The 25070-nt window shown below is 68.9% G+C and carries 24 protein-coding genes; 7 read left to right on the forward strand and 17 right to left on the reverse strand.

Features of this window, described 5'->3' with window-relative positions:
• Positions 1-24: 24 nt before the first annotated feature.
• The 7 genes from trpA to D474_RS0120120 all read right to left on the reverse strand — a co-directional run bounded on the left by trpA (position 25) and on the right by D474_RS0120120 (position 7014).
• The gene (gene trpA, locus D474_RS0120090) at positions 25-816 is read right to left on the reverse strand and encodes a tryptophan synthase subunit alpha (RefSeq protein ID WP_017615298.1); all 792 of its coding nucleotides are present in this window, start codon (positions 814-816) and stop codon (positions 25-27) included.
• A complete protein-coding gene (locus D474_RS0120095) occupies positions 809-1861 on the reverse strand; it encodes an anthranilate phosphoribosyltransferase (protein ID WP_017615299.1) in 1053 nt (350 codons plus the stop codon). Before D474_RS0120095 ends, trpA begins: the two co-directional genes overlap by 8 nt.
• 4 nt (positions 1862-1865) lie before the next feature.
• Positions 1866-2138, reverse strand: coding sequence for an acyl carrier protein (locus D474_RS0120100; RefSeq protein ID WP_017615300.1), 273 nt, complete (start codon positions 2136-2138; stop codon positions 1866-1868).
• A 21-nt stretch (positions 2139-2159) separates the two neighbouring features.
• A complete protein-coding gene (locus D474_RS29435) occupies positions 2160-3458 on the reverse strand; it encodes an AMP-binding protein (protein ID WP_017615301.1) in 1299 nt (432 codons plus the stop codon).
• A gap of 196 nt (positions 3459-3654) precedes the next feature.
• Positions 3655-4539 (reverse strand): MaoC/PaaZ C-terminal domain-containing protein, encoded by an 885-nt coding sequence (locus tag D474_RS29440; protein WP_017615303.1) that lies wholly within the window; start codon positions 4537-4539, stop codon positions 3655-3657.
• On the reverse strand, positions 4536-5765 hold the full coding sequence (locus D474_RS0120115) for a beta-ketoacyl-[acyl-carrier-protein] synthase family protein (RefSeq protein WP_017615304.1): 1230 nt from the start codon (positions 5763-5765) through the stop codon (positions 4536-4538). The genes D474_RS29440 and D474_RS0120115 overlap by 4 nt, the downstream gene beginning before the upstream one ends.
• 31 nt (positions 5766-5796) lie before the next feature.
• Complete coding sequence (locus D474_RS0120120; protein ID WP_040704030.1) at positions 5797-7014, reverse strand: aminotransferase class I/II-fold pyridoxal phosphate-dependent enzyme; 1218 nt, start codon at positions 7012-7014, stop codon at positions 5797-5799.
• A 272-nt stretch (positions 7015-7286) separates the two neighbouring features.
• Here D474_RS0120120 and D474_RS0120125 point away from each other — a divergent pair, with 272 nt between their 5' ends.
• Together D474_RS0120125 and D474_RS0120130 are read left to right on the forward strand one after the other, a co-directional pair.
• Complete coding sequence (locus D474_RS0120125; protein ID WP_017615306.1) at positions 7287-8117, forward strand: NmrA family NAD(P)-binding protein; 831 nt, start codon at positions 7287-7289, stop codon at positions 8115-8117.
• A 53-nt stretch (positions 8118-8170) separates the two neighbouring features.
• Positions 8171-8740 carry an anthrone oxygenase family protein gene (locus tag D474_RS0120130; RefSeq protein ID WP_017615307.1) on the forward strand — a complete coding sequence of 190 codons (570 nt, stop codon included), beginning with the start codon at positions 8171-8173 and terminating at the stop codon, positions 8738-8740.
• An 86-nt stretch (positions 8741-8826) separates the two neighbouring features.
• Here D474_RS0120130 and D474_RS33570 read toward each other — a convergent pair whose 3' ends face one another.
• Positions 8827-9852: a BTAD domain-containing putative transcriptional regulator gene (locus tag D474_RS33570; RefSeq protein ID WP_083931885.1), complete on the reverse strand. Its 1026-nt coding sequence runs from the start codon at positions 9850-9852 to the stop codon at positions 8827-8829.
• A 1006-nt stretch (positions 9853-10858) separates the two neighbouring features.
• Entirely contained in the window at positions 10859-11131 is a 273-nt protein-coding gene (locus D474_RS31910) for a hypothetical protein (RefSeq protein ID WP_152476947.1), read from the reverse strand.
• A 671-nt stretch (positions 11132-11802) separates the two neighbouring features.
• On the opposite strand from D474_RS31910, the gene D474_RS0120150 reads away from it, so the two are divergent.
• Together D474_RS0120150 and D474_RS29450 are read left to right on the forward strand one after the other, a co-directional pair.
• A complete protein-coding gene (locus D474_RS0120150) occupies positions 11803-12585 on the forward strand; it encodes a hypothetical protein (RefSeq protein ID WP_152476949.1) in 783 nt (260 codons plus the stop codon).
• Positions 12582-13790, forward strand: coding sequence for a helix-turn-helix domain-containing protein (locus tag D474_RS29450; RefSeq protein WP_040704033.1), 1209 nt, complete (start codon positions 12582-12584; stop codon positions 13788-13790). The genes D474_RS0120150 and D474_RS29450 overlap by 4 nt, the downstream gene beginning before the upstream one ends.
• A gap of 628 nt (positions 13791-14418) precedes the next feature.
• Here D474_RS29450 and D474_RS0120165 read toward each other — a convergent pair.
• Positions 14419-15213: a VOC family protein gene (locus D474_RS0120165; RefSeq protein WP_017615315.1), complete on the reverse strand. Its 795-nt coding sequence runs from the start codon at positions 15211-15213 to the stop codon at positions 14419-14421.
• A gap of 175 nt (positions 15214-15388) precedes the next feature.
• Between D474_RS0120165 and D474_RS0120170 the strand changes: the two genes are divergently transcribed.
• Together D474_RS0120170 and D474_RS0120175 are read left to right on the forward strand one after the other, a co-directional pair.
• Complete coding sequence (locus D474_RS0120170) at positions 15389-16330, forward strand: PfkB family carbohydrate kinase (RefSeq protein WP_017615316.1); 942 nt, start codon at positions 15389-15391, stop codon at positions 16328-16330.
• 193 nt (positions 16331-16523) lie between these two features.
• Positions 16524-17870 (forward strand): outer membrane protein assembly factor BamB family protein, encoded by a 1347-nt coding sequence (locus D474_RS0120175; RefSeq protein ID WP_017615317.1) that lies wholly within the window; start codon positions 16524-16526, stop codon positions 17868-17870.
• Between the two features lie 69 nt (positions 17871-17939).
• Here D474_RS0120175 and D474_RS0120180 read toward each other — a convergent pair whose 3' ends face one another.
• The 7 genes from D474_RS0120180 to D474_RS0120205 all read right to left on the reverse strand — a co-directional run bounded on the left by D474_RS0120180 (position 17940) and on the right by D474_RS0120205 (position 23098).
• On the reverse strand, positions 17940-18191 hold the full coding sequence (locus D474_RS0120180) for a Smr/MutS family protein (protein ID WP_017615318.1): 252 nt from the start codon (positions 18189-18191) through the stop codon (positions 17940-17942).
• Between the two features lie 445 nt (positions 18192-18636).
• Positions 18637-19059, reverse strand: a complete 423-nt coding sequence (locus tag D474_RS34450) for a zinc-binding dehydrogenase (RefSeq protein WP_449289362.1) — start codon at positions 19057-19059, stop codon at positions 18637-18639.
• Entirely contained in the window at positions 18983-19585 is a 603-nt protein-coding gene (locus tag D474_RS34455) for an alcohol dehydrogenase catalytic domain-containing protein (protein ID WP_449289363.1), read from the reverse strand. Before D474_RS34455 ends, D474_RS34450 begins: the two co-directional genes overlap by 77 nt.
• Positions 19586-19610: 25 nt before the next feature.
• Positions 19611-20060: a GNAT family N-acetyltransferase gene (locus tag D474_RS0120190; RefSeq protein WP_017615319.1), complete on the reverse strand. Its 450-nt coding sequence runs from the start codon at positions 20058-20060 to the stop codon at positions 19611-19613.
• Positions 20061-20129: 69 nt separating this feature from the next.
• Positions 20130-20963, reverse strand: a complete 834-nt coding sequence (locus D474_RS0120195; RefSeq protein ID WP_017615320.1) for a class I SAM-dependent methyltransferase — start codon at positions 20961-20963, stop codon at positions 20130-20132.
• Positions 20964-21002: 39 nt separating this feature from the next.
• Entirely contained in the window at positions 21003-21869 is an 867-nt protein-coding gene (locus D474_RS0120200; protein ID WP_017615321.1) for an SURF1 family cytochrome oxidase biogenesis protein, read from the reverse strand.
• A gap of 158 nt (positions 21870-22027) precedes the next feature.
• The gene (locus D474_RS0120205) at positions 22028-23098 is read right to left on the reverse strand and encodes a chaplin (protein ID WP_017615322.1); all 1071 of its coding nucleotides are present in this window, start codon (positions 23096-23098) and stop codon (positions 22028-22030) included.
• Between the two features lie 798 nt (positions 23099-23896).
• On the opposite strand from D474_RS0120205, the gene D474_RS0120210 reads away from it, so the two are divergent.
• Complete coding sequence (locus D474_RS0120210; RefSeq protein WP_017615323.1) at positions 23897-25006, forward strand: CapA family protein; 1110 nt, start codon at positions 23897-23899, stop codon at positions 25004-25006.
• The last annotated feature ends 64 nt before the right edge of the window (positions 25007-25070 follow it).

Below are 25070 nucleotides of genomic sequence, written 5' to 3' on the forward strand. Positions count from 1 at the left end.
TGGTTCTCTGCAGTTCTCGTTCGTTCAGGAAGCGCGGCAAGAACGGACGAGCCCTCGCAGGGCGGCCGTCGCGTCCCCGCCCTCCTCACGGGCCGTCTCTATGCGCGCGACGCCCGCCGATCCGACGATCGCCGCGTCCGCTCCCGCGGCACCCACCGCCGCAACGTCCTCGCCGGTGCGCACCCCGAACCCGATGGCGATGGGGGCCTCGGTGAGAGTGCGCAGGCGTGCCACCGTCGGGGCCAGCTCGGCGTGGCCCCCGCTCGGTCCGGTACCGCTGCGCCCGTACCGGGCGACGAGGTACAGGAAGGCGGTCGCGCGGGCCCCGGCGGCAACCGCGGTCTCCCGCGGGGTCTGCGGGTAGCACGTGGTCACGACCGGCATGCGAGCCTCGTGGACCGCTGCGTAGTACTCCTCGTTCAGCCGGGGCGGCAGAGCGTGGGTGAGCAGAGCGTCGGCGCCCGAAGCGGCCACGTCCCCGACGGCCGTGCTCAGCCGGCGGTGCTTGAGCGAGTGGCTCCAGTCCACGAGCACCGCGATGCGCAGGTGCTGGAGCCCGGGACGGACACGCCCCACGAACCCAAGCACGTCGTCGAGATCTACCCCCCGGTCGAGGGCCCGGCGCGCGGAGCGCCTCACCACCGGGCCGTCGGTGATCGAGTCCGGGAAGGGCACTGCCAGCTCCAGACAGCCGACGCCTTCCTCGTCGAGCATGAGGACGGTCTCCTCGAGCTCGTCCAACGGCGGGTCGCCCGAGTTAAGGAAGAGCACTAGGGCCGGCTCGTGCGAGGACCCCGGTGTGAAGAAGTCAGCCATGGGCCACCGCCGATCTCCTCGGGGAAGCGTGGCCGTCTCCCGTGTCGCTCCGCATCCGCTCGGCGACAGCCCTGGCCGCACCGCTGTCGATCGATTCCCTGGCCGCACGGCAGGCCTCCCTCCAGGAGGGGGTGTGTCCGGAGGCAACCGCAAGAGCCGCAGCGTTGAGGCAGACGGTCCGAACGGCCGTCTCCCCTGCGCCGCCCGACAGCACGCCCAGGAAATGGCGTACGGCCTCCGCGGGGTCCTCAGGGCCGCGCAGATCGTCGATACCGCCTTCCACGGGAACCGGATCGCCCATGTGCAAAACCAGCCGCCCGCCGCTGAGGTCCGATCCGTTGGACTCGATGGTGTTCTCGCTGAAGGGCAGCAGTTCGTCGGCCCCGGAGAGGTTGTGGCACAGCCAGACCTTCCGGCCGGTCGCCCGCGCGGCCAAGCCGCGCAGAGCTTCCAGCGGCATTCTGTCCGAAACCCCCGTGACCTGCGCGGTCACGGGCAGGTTCGCCAAGAACGGGCCGACCGTGTTCAGGAAGCGGCCGAAGGGCCGCATGCTGATCGGTGCCAGGGTCCGGGCCAACCGGGCCAGTTCCACGGGATACACGTACGGGCCGGCGAACGCAATGCCGTGGTGTTCGAGGGTGTCGGCGGTTTGTTGGGAAGACGCGGTAAGCCGCACGCCGAGGTGTTCCAGCAGGTCGTGGGATCCCAGGGCGCTGGCGTAGGCCCGCGACCCGGTCTTGACGACCCGGACACCTGCGCCCGCGGCGACGAACGCCGCGGCCGTGGAGACGTTGAAGGTCGAAGGGCCGCCTCCGGTGCCCACCACGTTGACTGTGCCGGGCCAGTGGCCGTCCGAGCCCGCGGGGTGCCGTCCGAGCGAAGCCAACAGGGCGTCCAGGGTTTCCGGATCAGGTGTCCGGGTCGTCAGGGACGCGAGCAGTGCGGCGGCCTGGCCTTGGTTCAGGCCGCCGTCGCCGAGCAGGTCCCACAACGACCGCCAGATCTCCGGATCGGCCACCGGTCGCCGCCCCAGCAGGCCCGTCACAACCTCATGCACCTCGGGTCCCCGTCTGCTCGCGCCCGCCTATCTCGTTGATGAACGCGCAGATCGAGGCGACGCTCCGGAAGTTGTCCGGGTTCAGCTCCGTGTCGTCGACCTGGACGCCGAACCTGCTCTCGACCCAGGCGATGAGCTTCAGGGTGCCGATGCTGTCGATGACGCTGCCCGACAGCAGGTCGTGGTCGTCCGGGAGCTCGTCGACCGACAGGTCGGGCAGGAACTCCTCGATGATGAACCGCTTGATGGTGTCGGTGTGATCCATGCCGTCCTTCTCTCGGTTGTTCTAGGTGGTTACCGTCTTGTGCGCGCCCGCAGGCGTGGCCCCGAGCGCGGTGCGGTCGATCTTGCCGGTGGACGTGGTGGGCAGTGCGTCGTCGGTGATCCGGAACGATCCGGGGACGGCCGCGCGCGACAGGTACTGGGCGCAGTACGCCCGCAGGGTGAGGCTGTTGAGCCCGGTTCCGGGCGCCCGCCGCACCCCGGCAGCCAGGCGGCGCCCGGCGACCGTGTCGGGCAGGGCGGCGACCCCCGCTTCCAGCACGTCGGGGTGGGCGAGGAGGACACGTTCCACCTCGGCGGTGTTGACCGCGACGCCCCGCACCTTGACCTGGTGGTCGGCGCGTCCGACGAGCCGGAGCCGGCCGTAGGCGTCCCGGCGCACCAGGTCGCCCGTGCGGTACCACCGGCGTTCATCCGACCCCAGCGGATGGCCGGTGAAGACACCCTCCCGGCGGGCCGGGTCCAGGTAGCCCTCCGACTGGAAGGGGGTGGACACGTACAGTTCTCCGCTGCCCGGACCCTCGACGCGCTCGCCCCGGCCGTCCAGGACCATCGCCCCGACCCCGGGCAGAGGGGTGCCGATAGACGGGCCCGCTGGGTCATCCCCGCCTCCCGCACCTTCCTCCGCCGTGTACTCGTGCATGAAGCTGTCGTTGGTCTCCGTGCAGCCGTACACGTTGTACATACGGGCCTCCGGCAGCAGAGCGGACATACCGGAGAGCGTGTGCTCGGGCATTGTGTCGCCGGTGAACACGGCGTGCCGGACTGACCGCAGGACCGTGCCTCGCTCGTGCGCCGCGTCGAGCAGGAGCCGGTAGGCCATCGGCACCGCCTGCACGACGCTCACCTCGTGCTCCAGCACGAGATCGAGCAGGGCCGAGCCCCGGATCGCCTGTTTGGGGCCGACCAGCACGACCCGGGCCCCGTAGGCCAGGGAGGACCAGATGTCGAAGAGGCACAGGTCGAAGTTGAGGGGTGCGTAGTTGAGTACGCCCACCCCGGGGCAGAGACCGAACGCCGGCCCCGCCCAGGCGGCGAAGGCGGCCACGGCGTCCCCGCTCAACGGCACGACCTTCGGTCGGCCCGTGGAACCCGACGTGGTGAGCATGAACGTGGTGCCGGAAGGGAGCGGCTCCGTCGGCACGTCGTCCAAGGGCGGAGCGGCGAGCGGTTCACCTTCGGGATCGAAGACCGCACGACAACCGGCCTGCGCCGCCAGATCCGCCGACTGCGCGTCCGGGAGCCCAGTGGGCAGCAGGAGGAACGGCCGACCGTCCAGCAGGCACGCCAGGATCAGCGCCACGGCGGGCGGCGNTCCGCCAGGACCGCGACAGGCTCCCCGCGTGCCAGGCCGGGGCGCGCCATCCGCTCCTGGTACCGGACCGCCAGAGTGTGAAGGCCGCGATAGGTCGTCACTTCGCCGTCCCCGATCAGCGCGGGCGCGTCCGGCTGCTCCTCGACCCGGGCAAGGATCCGGTCGCACAGGTGCGGCACGCCGTTCACGACCGCCCCCGTCCCTCGCCCCGGCCCTCGGGGCCGATCTGCACCCACCCGCCCTTGATGGCGAGGCCTCGGGAGGTGCGGCAGGTGAAGGAGACGGAACGACCCGAGGTCCGCGGTTTGAGGACGGTGTCGAACGGCTCGTCCACCGGGACCGGGGCGGCAAAGCGCGCACCGACCGACCGGACCCGGGAAGCGTCGCCGTCGGCACAGCGGTCGATCACTTCCTCGCACACCAGGCCGAGCACCCCCATACCGTGCACGATCGCGCCGTCGAAGCCCGCCGCACGCGCCGCACCGTCGTCCAGGTGGATGGGGTTGGGATCGCGGCCGGCCTCGGCGTAGCGGCTCGTCCACTCCCGGGTCAGCGTGTGCCCCACCGTCACCGGGTCCCCTTCGCTCCCCTCCTGGTCGGGGGCTGTGCCCACCGGGATCCTCCCGAAGGGTTCGGCTGTGCCGGCGCCGACCAGGAGCACGCTGGTGATCGACTCGGCGACGTGCTCGCCGTCCTCCCCGGTGAATTCGGTACGTGTGGCGGCGCGAACGCCCCGTTGCTCGCGGCGGACCCCGAGCAGTTCGAGGGATGCGCGGACGCGTTCGTCCGGACGGAAGAGGCGCCGGAGCCGGATCTCCTGGCCCAAGTGGACCGGGGACGGTGTTTCGTCCTCCCGTTCTGTCAGTTCGCGCAGTGCCTGCTCGGCCGACGACTGCGCGAGAACGAACGGGTACACGGGGGAGGCGCACCCGTCGTGGTCAGCGGTCAGGCCGGCGCGGAGCGCAACGCGGTGGGCGCGGGCGCCCTCCCGGGCCGCGACGTGGTGCACGGCGCGTTCGGAGGGGCCGGGCACAGCGCTCCGGGCCGGGGGTACGGGGTGGACGGTCATACGGGTTTCACCACCAGGCTCGTGTTGTGTCCGCCGAAACCGAAGGAGTTCGTAAGCGCGGCCCCCAAGGGGACCGAACGGGACGTGCCGTGGACCACGTCGATTTCCAGGCCGGATTCGGGGCGTTCGTGGTTCGCCGTGGGGGGCACTTCGCACCGGCGCATGCTCTGCACCGCGGCGATGAGTTCGACCGCGCCGGCCGCGCCGATCAGGTGGCCGAGCACCCCCTTGGACCCGGTGACCGGCGGGTGATGCTCTCCGAACACCTTGCGCAGAGCGGCGGCCTCGGCCCGGTCGTTGTGGGGCGTGGAGGTGCCGTGTGCGTTCACGTGGACGATGTCGGACGGGGCCAGTCCCGCGTCCGCAACGGCGCCCTGCATCGCGCCCGCCGCCCCGGCACCGTCCGGTAGCGGCATGGAGAGGTGGTGGGCGTCGGAGGTGGCCGCGTAACCGGCGACCTCCGCGTAGGGCCTCGCCCCTCGTGCCCGTGCGTCGTCGAGCCGTTCCAGCACGACGCACCCGGCGCCCTCGCCCATGACGAAGCCGTCCCTGTCTGCGTCGAAAGGCCGACTGGCCCGCTCGGGCTCGTCCGTGCGCCCGGACATGGCGTTGAGGTTGCCGAACCCGGCGAGCGTCACGGGTGTGAGTGTGGCCTCGCACCCGCCCGCGATCACCACGTCGGCCCGGTGAGACCTGAGCAGGTCCATCCCGTACCCCACGGCGTCCGCGCCGCTGGCGCAGGTCGTGGCGACGGTGTGGGCGGGGCCCTGCCAACCGAGCCGAATGGCGGTCTGCGCGGCCGCAGCGTTGGGCATCGTCATCAGCGGCATCAACGGGTTGACCCGTTTCGGACCGGACTCGGCGAAGTGGACGGACTCCCGGTCGCTGACGTGGCGACCCCCGACGGCGTTCCCCATGACGATCGCGTTGCGTCCGGGGTCGGTGCCGGGGGCGCCGGCGTCCCGGTGGGCAGCAAGCGCCGCCGTGATGCCGTACAGCACGAACGGGTCCATGCGGCGCGCGTCTTTGGCCGAGACCGTGTTGCCGGTGTCGAGCCCGCGCACCCGGCAGCCCAGGTGGGTCCCGGGGAAGTCGGGGCCGGTGAGGAGGGAGGCGACCGACCAGCCCGCCCTCAGGGCGTTCCAGAGGTCGCCGGGCGTACAGCCGGCCGGTGTGACGGCACCCAGGCCGGTGATGGCCACCGCGGCTCTGGAGGAAGTGTGCATGCGACTGCTCCCTTGTCGTCTCGGTCGCCGTTCAAGCGCTGATGACGCGGCAGGCGCGGGCCGCTTCCAGGAACGCCTCGGCCGCGAGGTCGATGTCGGCCTTGGTGTGCTGGGCCGTTACGGCGATGCGCAGGCGCGCCAGACCGTTGGGCACGGCCGGGGTGACCACGGGAAGACCGATGACCCCCGATCGCCGGCAGGCGGTCGCGTAGTCGTAGGTGTCCTCGTCGGATCCGATGATGAGAGGAATGACGGCGGTCCGACTGTCCCCGGTGCGCATACCTGCCTGCGTGAGGATTTCGCGCAGCCGGGCGGACTCTTTCTGGATATGGGTGACCCGTTCGGGTTCGGCATTCAGGATCCGCAACGTCTCCAGGGCCGCCGCACTCTGGGCGGGTGCCAGCGCGGCGGAGAACAGGAAGGGTCTCGCGGCGTACCGCAGGTGCGCGATGAGTTCCGCGGGGCCTGCGACCCATCCGCCCATGGAGGGGACGGCTTTCGACAGGGTGCCGAGTTTTACGTCCGCTCGGACGGCGTGGTCGAAGTGCTCCTCGATCCCGCGGCCGGTGGAACCGATAACGCCAAGCGCGTGTGCCTCGTCGACCATCAGCAGGGCGCCGTGTTCGTCGCACACCCGGCGCAGCTCGGGCAGCGGAGCGATGTCGCCGTCCATCGAGTAGACGCTGTCCACGACGACCAACCGGACCCCGCCGGGGGAGGCCGCGGCCATGCGCCGGTCCAGGTGCCCCGCGTCGTTGTGGCGGAACCGTGTCACAGTGGCACCGCTGAGCTGGCAGCCGTCAACGATGCTAGCGTGGGCGTACTTGTCGATGAAGACGGTGTCGCCCGGGCCGACCAGTCCTCCCACTGTGCCGATGTTGGCCGCGTATCCGGAGCCGAAGGCCATCGCGGCCTCCCTGTCGGCGAACCGGGCGATCTCCTCTTCGAGCTCCTCGTGCAGCGGAATGGACCCGGCCAGCGCCCGAACCCCGTGGTTTCCGGTACCGTAGCGCTCCATCGCTGCCGTGGCCGCGCTGACGACGCGAGGGTCACCGGTCAGCCCGAGGTAGCTGTAGCCGGACATCATCAGATGGCGGGTCCCTTCCAGGTCGGCGTACGCGGAATCGCGTTCCACCGTGTAAGGGACGAAGCTGTTGCGGCGCTCGGGCTCCCACTCGAGCGACTGCACGCGCCGCCTCGTGGCCGCCATCTTTGGTTCCAGGGCCGCCCACGCTTGTACAGGGTTCACGCGCTCTCCTCGTTCGGTTCAGCGGGTTCCTCGCGGACCTCGCTCGCACGACGGGCCCGGTTCGAAGCATGTCTACGGCTCCCCCCCCCAAGGGGGNACATCCCCTCCCTGGCGGGACGAAGCGGACATCGGTCCGGTCGTCCGTCGGGCCCTCTCTGTTCAGAGCGGGAGAGCCACCACACGGATTCAGGGCCTTGTGAGTAGACGCAGACGTATGCAATTGAGCTTCGCAGCTATGGTCCGTCTCCGTTCGTCCGGGCTTGACTGGCCACATGACAAACACGAACGCATCTGAGACGAGCACAACGCTGGTCACCGGAGGCACCGGGAAGACCGGTCGCAGGGTCGCCGAACGCCTCGAGGCGCGCGGTCTCCCGGTACGCATCGGCTCGCGCTCCGGCACGCCCCCGTTCTCCTGGGACGACGAGAGCACCTGGGAGCAGCTGCTGGAGGGCGTCGGCAGTGTGTACATCAGCTACCAGCCCGACCTCGCCTTCCCCGGAGCCGCGGAGTCGGTCGGTCGTCTGTCCAAGCTTGCAGCCGACAAGGGCGCAGAGCGGCTGGTGATCCTTTCCGGACGCGGGGAAGAGGGCGCCCTGGCCGGGGAGCGTGCCGCCCAGGAAGCGGGACTTGACTGGACCGTCGTCCGGTGCAGCTGGTTCAACCAGAACTTCAACGAGAGCTTCTTCTTGGAGCCGGTGCTCGGCGGTGAGCTGGCGCTGCCCACGGGAGACGCGGTGGAACCGTTCGTGGATGCCGACGACATCGCGGACGTCGCCGTGGCCGCTCTCACCGACAGCCGGCACGCCGGCAAGGTCTACGAGCTGACCGGACCCCGTCTGCTGAGCTTCGACGACGCGGTCGCGGAGATCAACCGGGCCACCGGCCGCGACATCCGCTACGTCCGGGTCTCCGACGAGGAGTTCCGGGGGATCCTCAAGGAGAACGACCTGCCCTCGGAGATCGCGGACCTGTTCGGCATGGTCCTCGACGGACGGAACGCCCACCTCATGGACGGCGTACAGCAGGCCCTGGGCCGCGAGCCGAAGGACTTCAGCTCCTTCGCCCGGGAGGCCGCTGCCACCGGCGTCTGGAACCCCTGACCCGACCGGCGCCAGGAGCCCACGTCCCCGCCCGACGCAGGAAAGCAGAACTGATGAGCAATGACACGGATGTCCACGTCCACCACTCCGCCGGGCTCTCCCGGCCGCACGGTCCGGCACCGGGCGTTGTCCTCACGGGTGCCTCGGTCGGGGTCGGGCTCATGGCAGGTCTCTTCTTCGCCTTCGACGTCGGTGTACTGCCAGGTTTGCGTACCAGCGACGATTTGACGTTCGTGACGGTGGTGCAGAACGTCAACCGCGCGATCGAGAACGGCCTGTTCGGGCTGGTCTTCATCGGTGCTTTCCTGGCGACCGGCGCGGCGGCCCTGATGCAGCAACGCATCGGTAACCGCCGCGCCGCACGCTGGGTGTGGGCAGCGCTGGTGTGCTACAGCGCCATGCTCACCATCACGATGAGCGTGAACATCCCACTCAACAACGCGTTGGCTCAGGCGGGGGCGCCGGAGAAGATCCCGGACCTACGTGCTGTGCGTGAGGCATTCGAGGGCCCGTGGTCCGTCGCCAACATCGCTCGGACGCTGACCTGTACGGCCGCCCTCGGCTTCCTGGGCCGAGCGCTAGCCCTGCACAGCAGGGCCCGTGCGAGGAGAAAGGGTGTCTGAACTGCCTGTCGCCTCCGCACCTCGGCGGAGGCGACAGGCAGCACGCCGGGGGTGTCCGGCGACACCCCCTTGGCACTCCGATGGATTCAGGTCAGTCCGGACAGGCGATCGGCCGCCCGGCCGTTGAGGAAGACCGCTCGCGATTCCTGCACGAGGGAACCATAGGCACCCAACATCCTTGATTCCCAGGGTTGGCACTCCGACGCGTGCAACAGATCCAGGTACATGGCCTGGATCTCCGGGGCCGGGTCGATCCCGAGTTCCTCCGCGAGCAGCTGTCGCAGCTCGTGGTAGGCGCCCAGGGCCTCGGCCCTGTTGCCCGCCGCGGCGTGAGCCATGATCCGGCACTGATGAGCGCTCTCCCGGAACGGCGAGTGCCGGATGGCCTCGTTGGCGTGCTCGAGGGCCCTGGGCGCGTTCCTGAGCGAGGACGAGGTCAGGCTGGCGATCTCCAAGGCCGCAAGCCTCAGCCCGTCCACCCGCTCCCGGACACTGGCCACCCACTCGCCCCCGTGTTCACTGAGGAATGAGCCCCTAAGGCTGGCCGCAGTATCACGAGCTATCCGATAAGCCACCTCGTGCCCACCCCCCGACAGCTCCGCGCATGCCTGCACCAGGGAGTCCTCAGCGTGTTCGAGGTCGACCGTGGCACAGGGCGGTAGCGTCAAGAGATAACAGCCTCCCTGGGAGGTCAGTGCCACATCACCGGTGTTCGGGGCGAGGTCGTCGACGAACGAGCGTACGCGACTGACAACGCTGCGGAGTGCCGAAGCCCAAGTCTTGGGTAGCGTTTCGGGCCATATCGTCTCCGCCAACTGACCCCGACTGGTCCCACGTCCTCTGTCTAAGACCAATCGTGCGAATGCTGCCTGGGCCTGGGAACTAGTCAACCGCCATGGCCTTTTGGACTGAAGCTCGACGGTGACAATACCTGAAAGTCTAATAAGCAAGATACATCTCTTCCCATTATAGGAAACACGCCAAGAAGTCGATAAATTTTCACACCGGGCGAGACTCGATATCTTCCCCAAGAAACGCAAAGATGAATCTCCGCCGTCGAGCCACACACGGACTCGCATTGCCAGCGACAACCGGCACCGCCAAAGCGTCATCCTTGCAGGTCAAAGCACATAACCAGGAGCCGTCACGCCTCAATCCGATGCGCTCCCACCAAGGACCCGACAAGAGGGCAAGGCTCCATTACTCCAGCGATGTTCAGATGAAGAACATTTACACTCTTACAGGTCATCTTCGCGCACACAAGGGCTGTGACCGACTCCGGCCACGCGCCCGAGCGAGCACTCGTCATCCTGCTTCTCGAGCCTGATGAGCCCCGACCCCCAAACAACAGAAAGCGAAATCAGATGCCATTTCCTCGCCAATATGGTTCTAGCAAAGGAGTTCACACACCTGGCTACACCACTGAGATTTATGCGAGCCATAGAGCTCAGAGCCGCCGCGTGGACGTTGCAGTCTCCCGCGTCGATGCCTGACGCTGTTGAGTTCGGTCCGCGGCAGGTTTGTCGGCAACGAGTGGCCCATCTTGCTGGTCCCTGAGGAGCGTCGCCCGGGGGTGGAGTGAGCGTCCTGTTCCACAGCGCCGCCCAGTGCCTCCAAGCGCCAATACCACACATATCCAGGTTTGACCAGGGTTGAGCAGCCGGGGCAGGGGTGGGGCATCTGCGGTCCGCTCGGGTTAATCCGTAGGGGCGCCCCAGCGCCAGACGCGGCTGACTGCAGGTAGTAAGCGCGAGCATCGGGCGATGCCAGGAACGGAGGGAGTTCCAGGCATGCGACGGCCTCCCCCGATTCAGCGCCCCGACTCCCTCTTGCTGTGTGCTTGCGAGCTGCCTGGACACAAGTACCCGGGTCCCCCGACTCCTCACGCTGAGGCTGGTCAGGCTCGGGAGGGCGCAGCGTTACTCCCGGGGGTGTGATCGCCCTGCAGAGAGCACGACCAGCACAACCTTCCCCACCTCGAGCATCCGCGCCAACACGACGGTCGGGTGAGTTATCGGGCCGGTGTTGTCACTTCCGGGGCCGTGGCCGAGTCTCTGCTCGGGGTTCTTCACCACGCAGATCTCCATCAGATCGCAGCAGACGGCGACACAGAGCAGATCAGAGGTAGGGCCGACCCAGTTCCGGTCCGACGCAGGAGGACTCCTGCAATACAAGGGCGGCTGTCCTGTAGCGGACCGTGATCTCGCGCCCTTGGTCAACGCACGTGGCGCCGGCGAGTCCGATCTCGGAGTCGGTCAGGGCGGCGACGTAAGCAGCATCAGGGAAGCCGCCCCAGCGCAGATCCCATCGGTCATGCGCTCCCCAGAGCCGCTGCGAGGGCTCCGGAATGGGGTGCTCGCCGCTGCCCACACCCCGCGGCCGCAGTGCCATCCCCCGGTGGCCCAGGACAGGTCCGGAGCCGTCAAGGTAAAGCGGGCCAAGAGGCCCGATAGCAGGGTCTGGGCATCGACGCTCATGGGCGGGACTGCCCTACCTGCATGGACTCGATGTCGGTAAGGGGCTGGCCATGAGTTTGATACTGCTCATGTTCGCTCTTCGGGCACGGCCGTCCGCACACGACCCGACTGCGGTCACCAGTCTGCTCCACTCCCATGAATGCACCAGTGGGAACGTGGCGCAAACGGATGTGGTGGTCGTTGACACAAGTGACTCGCCAGCCGGGGAAGACCGCTTCGGGCGCCGTTTGCATGAGGAAGCAGTTGGCTACTTGCTCGGGCTGGCGGGTGAAGATGACCAGGTCATCGTAGCGGGGTGAGAGGTAAAAGGTGTAGAAGATCAACCGGTGGGCGTGCCAGCCCGCGGGAGGGGCCCCTCCGGGGTGGCGGTTGAACAGCGCCACAGCGAGCAGGGCTCGCAGGGCATGCTAGGCAGGTGTGCAGTGGTCCAGTGGGTTTCCGACAGTCCAGAGTTTGGTCGGCCGAAGGTTGCGCTGGGCTGCGCCAGACACGGAGGCGCCAACACGATGGTTTACTTCTGAACACACCACAACCCAAGCGGTTCATTTTCAGGCGGATAATACTGGGTACTGGTAACGTAGCGCTGTGACAGAAGAGCAGCAGGTCATCTCAGCGTTCCGTAACAGTGGAGTGAGCCTCGCGCTCGCCTGGGCCCATCGCTCAGCAGCACGCACCACCCTGGACACCATCACCCCAGCTCTGGGGTTCCATACCGATGCAACAAGAAGCCCTGCTCAGCGCGAACTCCTGATCGATCGCATCGATCGCGTGGCCCAGTGCCGCAGCTACGCGCCCGATCCCCACCTCCCCACCGTGGGCAGAGACCTACTCCACCAGGAGCTGCACCCGGACGAGCCTCTGACCGATGACATTCTCTTGCCGCCCGGCACAGTCGACCGCAACAACCTCAAGGGGTCACACGGATGGCGCTTCGAAGAGTGGCAGTGGCTGTGTGCGACCTTCAGGTACGGCCGAGTCAACAACATGCGCTGGGAGAGCGACCTCCGGCAGCAAGTGGCAGCCCAGGAGTGCCCCGACCATCCCACCCTGTTCTCTCCCTCCGAGGAAGACCAGATCGAAACACCCCAGATCGATCTGTCCAACACCCTGATCCTGGCCCAAGCGTTGGACGTCACCACAAACCAGTCCCAGCTCTTTCTCGGCAGGCCGCGCCTGGGCGCCAGAGGCAGTTCTCCCTGGTACTGGTTGTACGATCTGCTGGGCGCCACCCCCGACGAGGGCCGTGTCGGACTTCCCCGCACGCCGCTCGCGCCCCTGCCCACCGCACCACGCGAGGTCGCTGACGCACCAATGCGTCTTCGTCCAGCACCAGGCTCCCCTGGAAAGCGCTCCAGTGATCAGGGATGACCAGCAGACTCCAAGACATCGCCACCCTCTTCGACGGTGGCCGACTCACTCTCGCCCGCAATCTCGCCGGCCTGCGTAAGAACGCTCTGGCTGCTGCGATCGGCAAGAGCCCCACAGCTGTCGCCGCCTACGAGAACGGAGCAAAACGCCCCGCCGCCACAACCGTCGCCGAACTCTCTCTGGCACTCCAAGTGGACCCCGGGTTCTTTCTCCCGCGCCCCGGTAAGGCCAACCCCGCAGGAACGCCACCGCACTTTCGCTCGCTTCGCTCCACCACCCAACTCGCCCGTGACCAGGCCCACGCCTACGGCCAACTGGTGGTCGACGTGGCAGCAGGCATCGAACGGCACGTGGAGTTTCCCGAACGCGACCTTCCGGCCTACCCGATCGCCGGGGAAGAACCTGACCACGGCGCTCCCGAGGAAGCCGCCTCCTGTCTACGCAAGGATTGGAACCTCCCGGAGGGACCCGTGGGCCACCTGGTCCGTCTAGCTGAGAACCACGGTTGCCTCGTTGTATTCACACCACGGGGAACAGCCAAGGTGGACGCCTACTCCTTCGACACCCTCCAACGTCCTGTGGTGCTACTCAACCCGCTCAAGGACGACTACTTCCGCCAACGCTTCGACGTCGCCCACGAGTTGGGGCACCTCGTAATGCACCTGGATGCCGAACCTGGCGGGAGGGTGGTCGAGAACCAAGCCAACCGCTTCGCGTCAGAACTCCTGATGCCGGCCGATCAGATCATCGATCAACTGCCCCCGCGCGCGGACTGGAAAATTCTACAAAGGCTCAAGCAGTACTGGAACGTGAGCCTGCAGGCCCTGTTGTTCCGTGCTCGGACTCTGGGGGTAATGGGCGAGGTGACCTATCGCAACGCGGTGGTCTCCTTGAGCCAGAAGGGGTGGCGTCGAAGCGAACCCGGCCCCATGCCTATTTTGGAACAACCCTCTCTCTTGCCGGGAGCTGCGGAACTGCTGCGCCGAGACGCAGGTGTCGAAGCGGGAGATCTCTCGGAGGAGTGCGGCTCTCCAATCGCGCTCTTCACTACGATCACCTCACGCTTCCCGCAGCCAGAGGACAACACTAACCAGGTAGCCGCCGATGCCGACCAAGGACGCTCTGAGGCCAAGGTGATCTCCTTACTGGAGCACTCAGGGCGCCCCGCCGTAGGTTCTCATCCACGGTCTGGTCAGGAGGGCTAACCCAGTAGGACTCTCCCTCCCGCATCACGGAGGATCCCTCCAGCCCCTCACTTCCGCACGAGGCGACCCGTCGACAAAGCCTCGGGCTCCATGTATCTGCTTGCACCGGGTGAACGTGTCCGGTTACTGTGCCTGGCCGGTAAGGTTGCTACAAACGAATTTAAGACTTCTGGTGGTTTAGCTGGTGCGGTCCTGGCACAAACCTTCCGACACGAGGGTTCGCAGGACAACACACCACGACACACCGAACCCCGTCTGACCATATGAAATGGCATTTCGGGGCACCCACAGCAACCAGTCAAAACTTATGCAATGGCCCTGCTAATGCGGTTGGGGAGCAATCCCCTCATGGGTTCAAATCCCATATCCTCCGCAGATGGAAAGGGCCCTGCGCTGCGGCGCAGGGCCCTTTCTCATGTGGCTCCACAGTGGCAACCTGCCTGGCTCAGGCCCGGATCCCGTCGTCGAGGAGCCCCGACAGGCGGCACCCCCGGCCCTGTTCGAGCAGGGCCGCTGTGACCAGAGCTACGGCCGCGTTGAGCAGAAAGAACAGTTCAACGCCCATCCAGCACACACAGAACCCCTCCGCCCCCAGGAGACCGGGGCGGAGGGGCGCGCGGGTAGAGGGTCAGCCGGTCGGCGACGGCGTGAGCAGGACGAACTCCGCACCGACCAGATCGGCACAGACCGCCATCCTCCCCGCCTGCGGAATGTCGACCGGACCCATGTGGATCTTCCCTCCGCTGTCCCGGACCAGACGGGCGCTCGCGTCGCAGTCGGCGACCATGAACACCGGGTGCCAGTCGGGCGATCCCTCGGTGTCGGCCAGGTACTCGCGTCCGAGTTCCATGATCCCGCTGTGGGACTCCTCGACCGAGGTCCCGGCATTGTGCACCACCGCGTACTCCCCGTTCTCACCCTGGTCGAGGATCTCGTACTGCCAGCCGAAGACCCCGCTGTAGAAGGACATGGAAACCGCGGCGTCGGGTGTCCACAGCTCGGCCCAGCCGAAACTGTCCGGTTCGTTGACCACCTCGAACCCGCCGAACTCCTGTCCCTGCCAGACGCCGAACACCCCGCCCAGGGAATCCATGAGGAAGGCCATCCTGCCCACCGGCGGCACCGCGAAGGGTTCCACGTAGACCGAACCGCCACGGCCCTCGGTCTCGTCGATGACGTCCTCGATATCGCCGACGGCGAAGATGAGGGTCCATCCCGGGCGCTGCTCCTCGTGCTCCAGGGGGCCGATCGCCGCTGCGGCAGAGTCCCCCCGGCGCAGGAACTGATAACCCCCGGCATCGAACCCGATCTCGTGCAGGGTCCACCCGAACACCCGGTGGTAGAAGTCGGCCGTGGCCACCACGTCGGGTGTGTTCAGCTCCAGCCAGCAGGGCGTCCCCGGCCTGAAATCGGTCGTGATCATGCCATCCCCTCTCACTGGTTGCGCCCTGGAACGAGTCTGACCCCGCACACCACCGTTCAGGGGTTCCCCACGGCAAAAACTCCACAACTCGGTCTTGCCACCCATTGCCCACGCGTGGCGGGAACGGCGCAGGGGGCGGGATCCTGGGGGTGTTCGAAGCGAGAGGAGAGCGTGCGTGAACGGCCGCCTGATCCATGTGAGTCCGGTCATCATCGACCTGGTGATGACCATCGACCGCCTTCCCGAGCCCGGTGGGGACACCCTCGCCGACAGTTCCCGGGCGCTTCCCGGCGGCGGGTTCAACGTGATGGCCGCGGCCGCACGCGCCGGTATGCCCGTGGTCTACGGCGGAGCGCACGGCAGCGGGCCCAACGGGGACCTGGCCCGGGCGGCGCTGGGGGCGGAGGGGATCGAGGCCGTGCACGACCCGCTTCCGGACTCCGACACCGGGTTCTGTGTGGCACTCGTCGACTCGGGCGCCGAACGCACCTTCGTCACCAGCCTGGGCGCCGAGAGCGAGCTGCCCGCCACGGCGCTGCGCTCTCTGGACCCCGGCCCCGGCGACACGGTCTACGCGGTCGGGTACTCCCTGCTGCCGGGGGCGCGGGCGGAGGATCTGGCGGCGTGGATCGTGGATCTGCACCCACAGGTACGGGCGGCGCTCGACCCGGCCCCTGTTGTCGACGCGATCGAACCGGCGCTGTTGGCGAAGGTTCTGGAGCGCGTGGACGTGTTCAGCCCCAACGCAGCCGAAGCCGCGGCGCTCACCGGGGGCGCGGGTCCGGAACGGGCGGCCGCGGACCTGGCGTCCCGGGTACGGCACGGCGGGGCCGTGGTGGTCCGGGACGGCGCGGACGGGTGTGTGGTGGCCACTACCGGCCGGGGGCCGGTGCGGATCCCCGGGGTCCCGGTGGCGGCCGTGGACACCAACGGCGCGGGTGACACACACATGGGGGTGCTGCTGGCGGCGCTCGCCGAGGACCTTGACCTGGACGAAGCCGCCCGGCGCGCGAACGCGGCGGCGGCCCGCGCGGTGACCCTGCGCGGCCCCGCGACTGCGCCGACCCGCGCCGAGCTGGCCGCGTTCGCCGCCGAACACGGGGGCCCCGACGTGTGAGGGGGCGCGAACCCGGGGCGGTCGAACGCGCATCGTACTGACCGGCACCACCCCCCGACCCCCTGGGAAAACCATGGCCTTCCGGCGCACCCACCCAGCTCACGGACCCGGACAGCATCCCGGCACGTCGGGGCACCCCGAACCGCCATCGCCGCGGTGGCGTTCGTGCTGCCTGGGGTGCCTGGCGGTCCCGATGGTGTTCCTGCTGATCCTGTCCGTGTACGCCACCGTGCAGACCTTCCAGAGCGGCCGGGCCGTGCTGTTCCCGGAGGTGTCCGGCTCCCCGGAATGGACGGCCGGGGGACTGCCGGGAGAGAACGTCGGTGGATGGTGGTCCCAGGACCGGATCGTGCAGATCTCCCGGGGCGGGCTCACGGCGGGGGCCCCCCNTGACGGGGCCGAACTCTGGCAGCTGGAGACCGACGCCCGTGTGTGCGGCATGGCCGAGGAAGCCTCCGACGGGGTCGGGGTGGTGCTCCTGGACGGTGATCATGTGGATCCGGAACCGCGTGCGGGCCAGGAGGACGATCCGGAGCGTTCGTGCGACGACGTCCTCGCGGTCGACCTCGATGACGGGACCGAGCTCTGGCGCAGCGGTCCGCTTCTGGAGGGAGGGTATGCCGAGGAACGGTACCGGGACGGGCTCGACGTGAGTCTGCACGAGGGCGGGGTCGTCGTTCGGGTCGACGGCGAGCTTCGCGGCCTCGACCCCGCAAACGGTTCGCAGTCCTGGTCGCGCGAGGAGCTCATCGCCGACGGAGGTTCGTGCCCCACCGTCGACCTCGCCGCCAGGGACGCCGAGCAGGCCGTGGCGGTCGCCGACTGCGGCCCCGGGGACAGGATCTCCGTGCACGTGCTCGACGCCGGAAGCGGGCAGGACGGGTCCTCCTTCACGTTCGACCGCGGCACTCGCGAGAACAGTGACGAACCCGCACCCACCGTGCTGCTGAACACCGACCCCGCCGTCGTCCGCCTCGACCTCGGGCACCGGCGGGGCCCCGAACGCGATCACGACCCCGGCACCACCGAGAGCGGCGCCGATGACCCGCACTGGGAGCAGATTCTGGTCTTCGACGGCTCCGGAGACCTGGTGACCTCCATGGAGGACAGTAAGGGCGCACTCAAGGACCTCGACGAGGAGGCCCCGCGCACGCTGTTCGACGGGGACCGCGTACACATGAGCACGCGGGGCACAGGCTGCACCAGCCGCCTGTACACCCACGACCTGTCCAACGGACAGGAGCTCTGGGAGACCTCGATGCGCGGCGACGACCACCGGGTGGTCGCAGTACAGGACGGACGGCTCCTGGCGATCCGGGGCGGAGGCCCGGCGGACGCCAAGTGCACGTTCCTGAACCCGCCGCGGGATTGGCAGTTCTACGTGCTCGACCCCGGAACGGGGGACGAGGAACCGCTGAGCAGCCAGATCAGCGAGTTCGAGCAGCCCGAGCCCGATCAGGTGTGGTGGGACGGGGAACGCCTGTTCTTCGTCGAGCCCGCTGAGGATCCGGAGGAGACTGCGTCCGTCGTCGCCCTGTGACACACCGTCCGCGACCTGGCGAGTCAGTCGGACGGTGTACCCGGCGGCCTGGCCGACGGGCGCCCCCGATCAGTGCTTGAAGTGGACGAACAGGCGGCCGAAGTTCTTCGAGTCCTTCTCCACCCGGTGGTAGCGCGCCTTGACGTCCTTGCGGTCGAGGAAGCGCAGCACACGTTTCTTGAGCTGGCCGGACCCCTTGCCCGGGATGATCTCGACCGTCTTGGCCTTCTTCTGCTCGGCCTCGTCCATGATGTCGTTCAGGGCCTGGTCGATGCTCCGGCCCTTGTTGAAGATGTCGTGTAGGTCGAGCTTGAGCCGCACGCTTCCTCCTCGTCTCTTTGCCGGGATGATACGCGCAGCGCCCACACGAGCCCCAGGGCAGTACCCGCCCCGAGCGCCGCGAGGGCCCCGAGGGTGAGGCCGTCGGGTGCCACGACCGACTGCGCCCGCAGGGCTGCCACACGGTGAGCAGTGTCAGACCGGTGTAGGCGGCGGCGATGACCGCGACCACGCGCGTGCGGACTCGATCGTCGCTCAGGGGCGGTACGCGGGACGAGAGGACGACGAGTACGAAGGCTACGCCGAGGCCGCAGACCGGCTGGCCGAGGCCGACCTGAAATACGTGGAGGGCCTCACCGACGTCGACGAACTGCCCGAGAAGGCCGTGGTCGGCACGGTCCTGGGCGACAGCCTGCCGGCCTCCCTGCGTCGTCTGGCGCAGGCGAGCAACTCCCGGGGCCGGCGGGGAACCCNTACTCGGGACGGGTCAGTCGAAGTCGAGAACGATGCGGCCGCGCACACCGCCGGCCTCCAGGAGGCGGTGCGCCTCGGGCGCGCGATCCGCGGGCAGCACCTGTGCCACGCGCAGACTCAGCACACCCTCCTCGGCCTGGCGTACGAGCCGGGTGAGCCCAGCGGTGTCGGTCGCCCCGTCCACCACCATCACCGGGTGGACGGTCACCCCGCGCTCGGCGGGCCCGTTCCATCCGCGCACGGTCGCCAGCCCCCCGCCATCGGCCACGGCGGGGACGGCCCTGTCGTTGAGCAAGGCACCGTCGGCGAGCCCGGGAACCCCGTCGGGGACGAGTTCACGGATCCGGTCGGCGACGTCGTCACCACGCTGCACCACTTCGTCGGCACCGAGTGTTCGCACGAGTTCGGTGTCGGAGTCCCTCGCGTCGGCGACCACCCGCAGCCCATCCGCCTTGCCCAACTGGACCGCGTACCCGCCGAAGGCCCCGGCTGCGCCGGTCACGGCCAGGGTGTCGCCGGGCGACAGCGCGAGCTCGTCCAGGGCCAGGCGTGCGGTCATGGCGTTCATGAGCAGGGTCGATGCGGCAGTGACCCCCGCACCCGCGGGCGCGGGCACGACGGATGCGGCGGGCACCACGATCTGCTCGGCGTAGGCACCGTGTGCTCCCCTGGGTACGACGAGCGCCACGACGTCCTGGCCGACGTAGAGGCGGCCGGGGTCCCCTCNGGCCGAGCCGGTCCACGACCCCGGCGGCATCCATCCCCGGCACGGCCGACCCATCGGGCACACCGCGCGCACCGGAGCGCAGCACGGTGTCGGTCGGGTTGACCGCGGCCGCACGCACGCGGATCCGCACCTGTCCGGGTCCGGGTTGCGGCTCGGGCAGGTTCAGCTCCTGGAGGACGTCGGGATCTCCTGCTTCTGTGATTCCTACGGCCTTCATGTCCCCGGCAACCGGCATCCCCGGAGCACCTATTCCGTCCCGCTCACAGCCGCCGTTCGAAGACCATGCGGTCCACGCCGGGCCCGTCGTGATCGGTGTGCGGCCCGGTCACGGTGAACCCGATGCGCCGGTGGAAGGCGATGGACCCCTCGTTCGCGGGTGAGGTGACGGCCCGGACGAGGGTGCGGCCCTCCGCTCGGGCGGCATCGAAGAAACGCCGGTACAGACCGTGTGCGAGCCCGGAACCCCGGTGCCCGGGGTCCACACCCGCGAAGTGCACGTACACGGTCCCGGGTTCGGAGGGCGAGTGGAACCCCACGAGAAACCCGGCGAGCACGCCCTCCCCTTCCGCCACGAGGCTGGTGCGGTGGAAGTGGTCGAGGAACAACCGCGGCAGAATGTGCGCCACCGGGCGCCCCCACCATGCGTCGCAGACGGCGATGATGCGGGCGTGGTCCTCGGGGCGGGCGGCACGCACGTGGACGTCGGACACCGGAACTCCCTCAGGGGTGGGGGCTGGGACAGGTCAAGCCTACCCGCCCCGGGTAGGGGAAACCGGAGCTCAGTCGGGCTTGTCGGCGACGAAGACTGCGGTCCCGGGCAGCATGCTCCCCCGCACCGGGCCCCAACCGCCCCACTCCTGGGTATTGTGCTCGGGCCACTCGGGCTCCACGAGGTCGGCGAGCAGCAGCCCCGACCCGGCGACGGCACGCACCCAGTCGCCGACGGTGTGGTGGTGCTCGACGTAGACAGCGCGGCCGGCCTCGTCCTCCTCCACGTACGGCATCCGGTCGAAGTAGGACTGGATCAGCGTGAGTCCGCGCTCGCTCGGGTCGTCGGGGAACGCCCACCGAACGGGGTGGGTCACGGAGAACGCGAGCCGACCGCCCGGGCGCAGCACCCGCGCCGCCTCGTCGAGCGCTGTCTCGGCCGAGGGCACGAACGGGAGTGCGCCGAACGACGAGAAGACGACGTCGAAGGAGGCGTCGGCGAAGGGCAGGTACTGGGCGTCGGCCTGAACGGAGGCCAGGTGGTGCCCGGTGGCCCCGTCGATACGGCGGGAGTGCTGCAGCTGGCGGTGGGAGATGTCGAAGCCCACGACGCGGTGCACACCCTGGGCGCGCAGCCAGCGTCCGCACTGTCCGGCACCGCAGCCGATCTCGAGCACGCGCGCTTCACGCAGGGCGTCGGGGGCGCCGAGCAGGCGCGCCTCTTCCTCGGTGAGCCCCTCAGGGCCCCAGACGAAGTCGGCGTCGCCGAGGAAGGGTCCGTGTTCTTCCTGGTAGGCGTCGGCGGCCCCGTCCCACCAGAAACGGCCGGCGCGGGCGCTCTCAGTCGGCCCGACGCCGCGGCGCGTGGGACGCCCGGAATCGGGGTAATCGGTCTCGTCGGGCACGCTGTCCCCCTCGATCCCACGGGCGCGCCAGGGCCCGTGCTACTCCACCGTTGCCTGGGTACGCGGTGTGTCCGCCCCGCTGCCGGAGGGGCCGTCGTCCGGCCCGCCGGTGCCGCCCGTGGGACCGGAGCCGGGGTCGCCCCCGTCCCCGACGGCGGCCTCCCGTTCGCGGGCGTCGCGGATCTCGCGCCGCATGAGCACGATCCATCCGACGACTGCGACGACGGCGAAGACCCACCACTGCACGGCGTAGGAGGCGCTCATCCCCGAGTCCTCCTCGTGGAGCGGGACGCGCTCGGGCGGGTTCTCGGGCACGGGGGCCTGGTCGGTGAGCTCGGCGTATCCGCCGTACACGTCGTGGGGCAGCCGCTCGGCCAGCTCGTCGACGTCCACGATCATGATCTGCCCCTCGGGCAGGTCGTCCCGGTTCGACAGGCCGGTGTTGTCCTCGTTCTCGGAGTAGTGCAGGCGGCCCTCGACGGTGACCTCCCCATCCGGCACGGCCGGCGGTTCGGGCGTGTCGTGGGCGTCCTCACCGCGTTCGATCCATCCGCGGTTGACCAGGAGGGCGGGCCCTTCTTCGGTGACCAGCGGAGTCAGGACGTGGAAGCCCACGCCCTGGGACCCGTCGCGGTTGCGCAGGAGCACCTCGTTGTCGGTGTCCCAGGTCCCGGTGGCCTCGACGGTGCGCCATCGGTCGTCGGGGGCGACGTCGGTGCCAACGGAGGTGAGGTCCTCGACGGGCACGGCCTCGGCGGCGACGTTGTCCTGCTGCAGGTTCATCTGGGCGCTGCGCGCCTCCCACCGGTCGAGCTGCCAGAAGCCCAGCCAGATGAAGCTGGGCACGGCCAGGACCACCAGCGCGTGGAAGGCCAGCATGCGTGAGGAGAACAGGACTTTGAGCACGTCTCCGAGGTTAGGAGACGGTCGCGCCCGGTCCGCACCGCCCCCGCCGGACACACGTGCGCGGGGTCACCGGAACTCCACCGGTGGCCCCGCGCCATCAAGGGGGATCGCCCCGCCTCCCCTGGGGAAGAGGGGAGGCGGGCTGTTCTCGGTCTGCTTCAGTCCTCCGCGCCCACGGCGGCGACCTTGCGCTTGCGGGTGAAGTAGAGCCCGGCGCCGCCGGCGCCGACCGCGGCGAGGCCCGCGGCCACCAGTCCGGTCAGGGCGCCACCGGTCACGGGCAGCTCGGCGGCGGCCTCCTCGGGCGCCTTCTGGTCGTCGGCCGGGGCCTCGGACGCACCGTCGTCAGCGGGGTCCTCGTCCTTGCCGTCGTCGCCCGGCTCCTCCTCACGCGGGGGCTCCTCGGGCTCCTCCTCGGGGACCTCGCCCGGGCCGTCGTCCTCGGGCACCTCTTCCTTGCCGTCCTCGGGCGGCTCCTCCTCGGCGATGGTCTCCAGGCACTGCGCCTCGGCGACACCGAGCACGGAGACGGCGTTGCCGCAGATGTCGACGGCCGCGTTCACCGGGACGTTGACCTGGTTCCCGCTGGCCACGCCACCGGAGCCCCCGGTCGAGGTGTCACCCTCGCTGTCGCCGTCCTCGCCCTCCGCGGAGTTGTCGTCGGAAGCCTGGATGACGTTGATGACGGTGTTGCACTTGGCGCTGGACCCACCGAGCACGGCCACGGAGTTCCCGCAGATGTCGATGGCGGCGTCGACCGGGACGTCGATCTGGTTACCGCTGCCCACACCGCCCGATCCGTCGGTGCTGAGGGTGTCGGAGGCCTCGCCGCCGACCTCCTCCTCGAGCTTCTCCACGACCTCGACGCAGTCGGCCTCGGAGACCCCGCCGACCGCGGCGGAGTTTCCGCAGGCGTCGAGGGCGGCATCGACGGGGATGACGAGCTGGTTCCCGCTCGCGACACCGCCCGAGCCGTCGGTCTCGCTCTGGCCGCTTGATTCGTAGAGAGCCTCGGAGACCTTGGTGCACTCTGCCTCGGAGATCCCGAGCACGGCGAGCGAGTTGCCGCACAGGTCGGCCTCGATGTCGACGGGAACGTTGATCTGGTTCCCGCTTCCGACTCCGCCGGACCCGTCGGTGACGGTGTCGGCGTAGGCGGCGGCGATGGGTGTCACGACCAGGCCGGCGGTGAATGCCGTGGCGAAGGAGTAACGGAGCGTATTGCGCATGGTGCTGCCTTTCGCAGGGACGAACGCAGGGGACTGCCGCCGGCCGTTCAGGCGGCGGGGGCGGGTCCGTCACCGCGTACGGGGCGGGACGGCGGGGTGACCCGCTTCGGGCAGGAACGCCGGCGCGACCACGAGAGGGACGCATTCCGTGCCGAACTGCCGACGGACCGAAACGTTAGCAAGCCACACGGGACACACAAGCGTTTTCCGAAAACGGACGCCACACATGCAAACACTCTCAGACACTGAACAACATCACTGAGTCATACAGGCAGCTCACAGAGCCAATAACAAGCACTGCTTGAGTACACCTGACAACAGAGAGTCACAGAAAAAGAAGAAAAATATGCGCGTGAACCAGGCCGATGAAACCACTAAAGAGCTTAGTCGATTCATTTTTCGGGCACCCATCGACGCCTCATCCCTTGCGGCACGAAATGCCGGGAAAGACACGAAAACTCCACTCTGCCCCAAGCCGCGCCGAACGCCGGGCACCGCGGACGCCGGGCACCCACCACCCGGCGTCCGCGGTGCACAACCAGGCCCCTGTGAAACACAAAAACGCTGGTCATCCATGCATACCCTGGGTGAGCGGCGAAGTGACCCCGCCGAACGTCCCGCCCTCCGCCGACCGAAGTCGTTCATCTGCCGCACCCAGGGCTGGACACCCCAAGTGACCATTCAGTGACAGGTGGTCCCGTGCCAGGGGCCGGACCCGGTCACGACAGCCACCCCGGAGCTGTGGCGTGCATCCGACCGAGGGGATGCACTCGCATCCTCCGGCGAACTGGAGCACGCATGCTGCCCGAAGGCACGCGCCCCCGCGCACGCACGACCCTCCAGGCCGGCACAGCCCTGCTGGCCCTGTCCCTGACCGCCGCCTGCACCTCCCCCGGCGTCCCCGCGGACGTCGACGAGGGCGCCCTGGCCCCCGACGAGACCGTGGCCGCCGAAGAATCGCCCGAAGCCCCCGTCACCGTCGCCTTCGGAGGCGACGTCATGTTCGAGGGCCTGCTCCGCCCCCGGCTCGACAGCCCCGAGACCGCGCTGGACCCGATCTCCGAACAGCTCTCCGCCGCCGACCTGTCCATGGTCAACCTCGAGACCGCAGTGACCGAGGGAGGAACCGCCGTCCCCGGCAAGGAGTTCGTCTTCCGCGCCCCCGCCACCGCTCTGGAGGCCCTGGAACACGCGGGCGTGGACGCGGCCACCCTCGCCAACAATCACGGTATGGACTACGGGGAGGACGGCCTCCTCGACACCCTCGATCACGGTGACGCCTCCGAGGTGGACCTCGTCGGTGCCGGGCGCGACGCCGACCAGGCCTACGAACCCTTCACCGCCGAGGTCAACGGACAGAGCCTCGCGGTGTTCGGCGCCACAGACGTGCTCGACGAACACCTGATCCCCGAATGGACCGCCGGCGACGACTCTCCCGGCCTGGCCACCACCAAGAACGAGATGAAGGACCACCTGGTCGAGGCGGTCGGTCAGGCCTCCCACGAGTACGACAACGTCGCCGTGTTCCTGCACTGGGGGCTGGAGGGCGCCCACTGCCCTCTGCCGCACGCTCCGGACCTGGCCGAGGAACTGGTCGGAGCCGGGGCCGCCGCGGTCGTGGGCGGGCACGCGCACGTGCTCTCACCCGGAGGCTTCATGGGCGACTCGTACGTGCACTACGGGCTGGGCAACTTCGTCTTCTACAACTTCTCCGGCCCGACCGCCGAGACGGGGGTGCTCACCCTGACCTTCGACAGTGGCTCCGTCACGGGCTCCGACTGGGCACCGGCACGGATCCAGGACGGTGTCCCGGTCCCCTACGAGGGCGAGGAGGCCGAGGACGCCCACACCAACTGGGTCGACAAGCGCCAGGAGTGCGACCTCGACCTGAGCGACTCACCCGCCTGAGCAACACCACCCCGGTCGCAGGCCTGGCTCGCCTGTACGCGAGGGAGGGCGGACACGGAGCCGG

The organism is Nocardiopsis salina YIM 90010 (genome assembly GCF_000341025.1).
Taxonomy (GTDB): domain Bacteria; phylum Actinomycetota; class Actinomycetes; order Streptosporangiales; family Streptosporangiaceae; genus Nocardiopsis; species Nocardiopsis salina.

Coding starts and splice junctions, on each gene's coding strand:
- trpA (WP_017615298.1), bottom strand. CDS start 816: ATGGCTGACTTCTTCACACCGGGGTCCTCGCACGAGCCGGCCCTAGTG.
- D474_RS0120100 (WP_017615300.1), bottom strand. CDS start 2,138: ATGGATCACACCGACACCATCAAGCGGTTCATCATCGAGGAGTTCCTG.
- D474_RS29440 (WP_017615303.1), bottom strand. CDS start 4,539: ATGACCGTCCACCCCGTACCCCCGGCCCGGAGCGCTGTGCCCGGCCCC.
- D474_RS0120115 (WP_017615304.1), bottom strand. CDS start 5,765: ATGCACACTTCCTCCAGAGCCGCGGTGGCCATCACCGGCCTGGGTGCC.
- D474_RS0120125 (WP_017615306.1), top strand. CDS start 7,287: ATGACAAACACGAACGCATCTGAGACGAGCACAACGCTGGTCACCGGA.
- D474_RS0120130 (WP_017615307.1), top strand. CDS start 8,171: ATGAGCAATGACACGGATGTCCACGTCCACCACTCCGCCGGGCTCTCC.
- D474_RS33570 (WP_083931885.1), bottom strand. CDS start 9,852: ATGACGCTTTGGCGGTGCCGGTTGTCGCTGGCAATGCGAGTCCGTGTG.
- D474_RS31910 (WP_152476947.1), bottom strand. CDS start 11,131: ATGGCACTGCGGCCGCGGGGTGTGGGCAGCGGCGAGCACCCCATTCCG.
- D474_RS29450 (WP_040704033.1), top strand. CDS start 12,582: ATGACCAGCAGACTCCAAGACATCGCCACCCTCTTCGACGGTGGCCGA.
- D474_RS0120165 (WP_017615315.1), bottom strand. CDS start 15,213: ATGATCACGACCGATTTCAGGCCGGGGACGCCCTGCTGGCTGGAGCTG.
- D474_RS0120205 (WP_017615322.1), bottom strand. CDS start 23,098: ATGCGCAATACGCTCCGTTACTCCTTCGCCACGGCATTCACCGCCGGC.
- D474_RS0120210 (WP_017615323.1), top strand. CDS start 23,897: ATGCTGCCCGAAGGCACGCGCCCCCGCGCACGCACGACCCTCCAGGCC.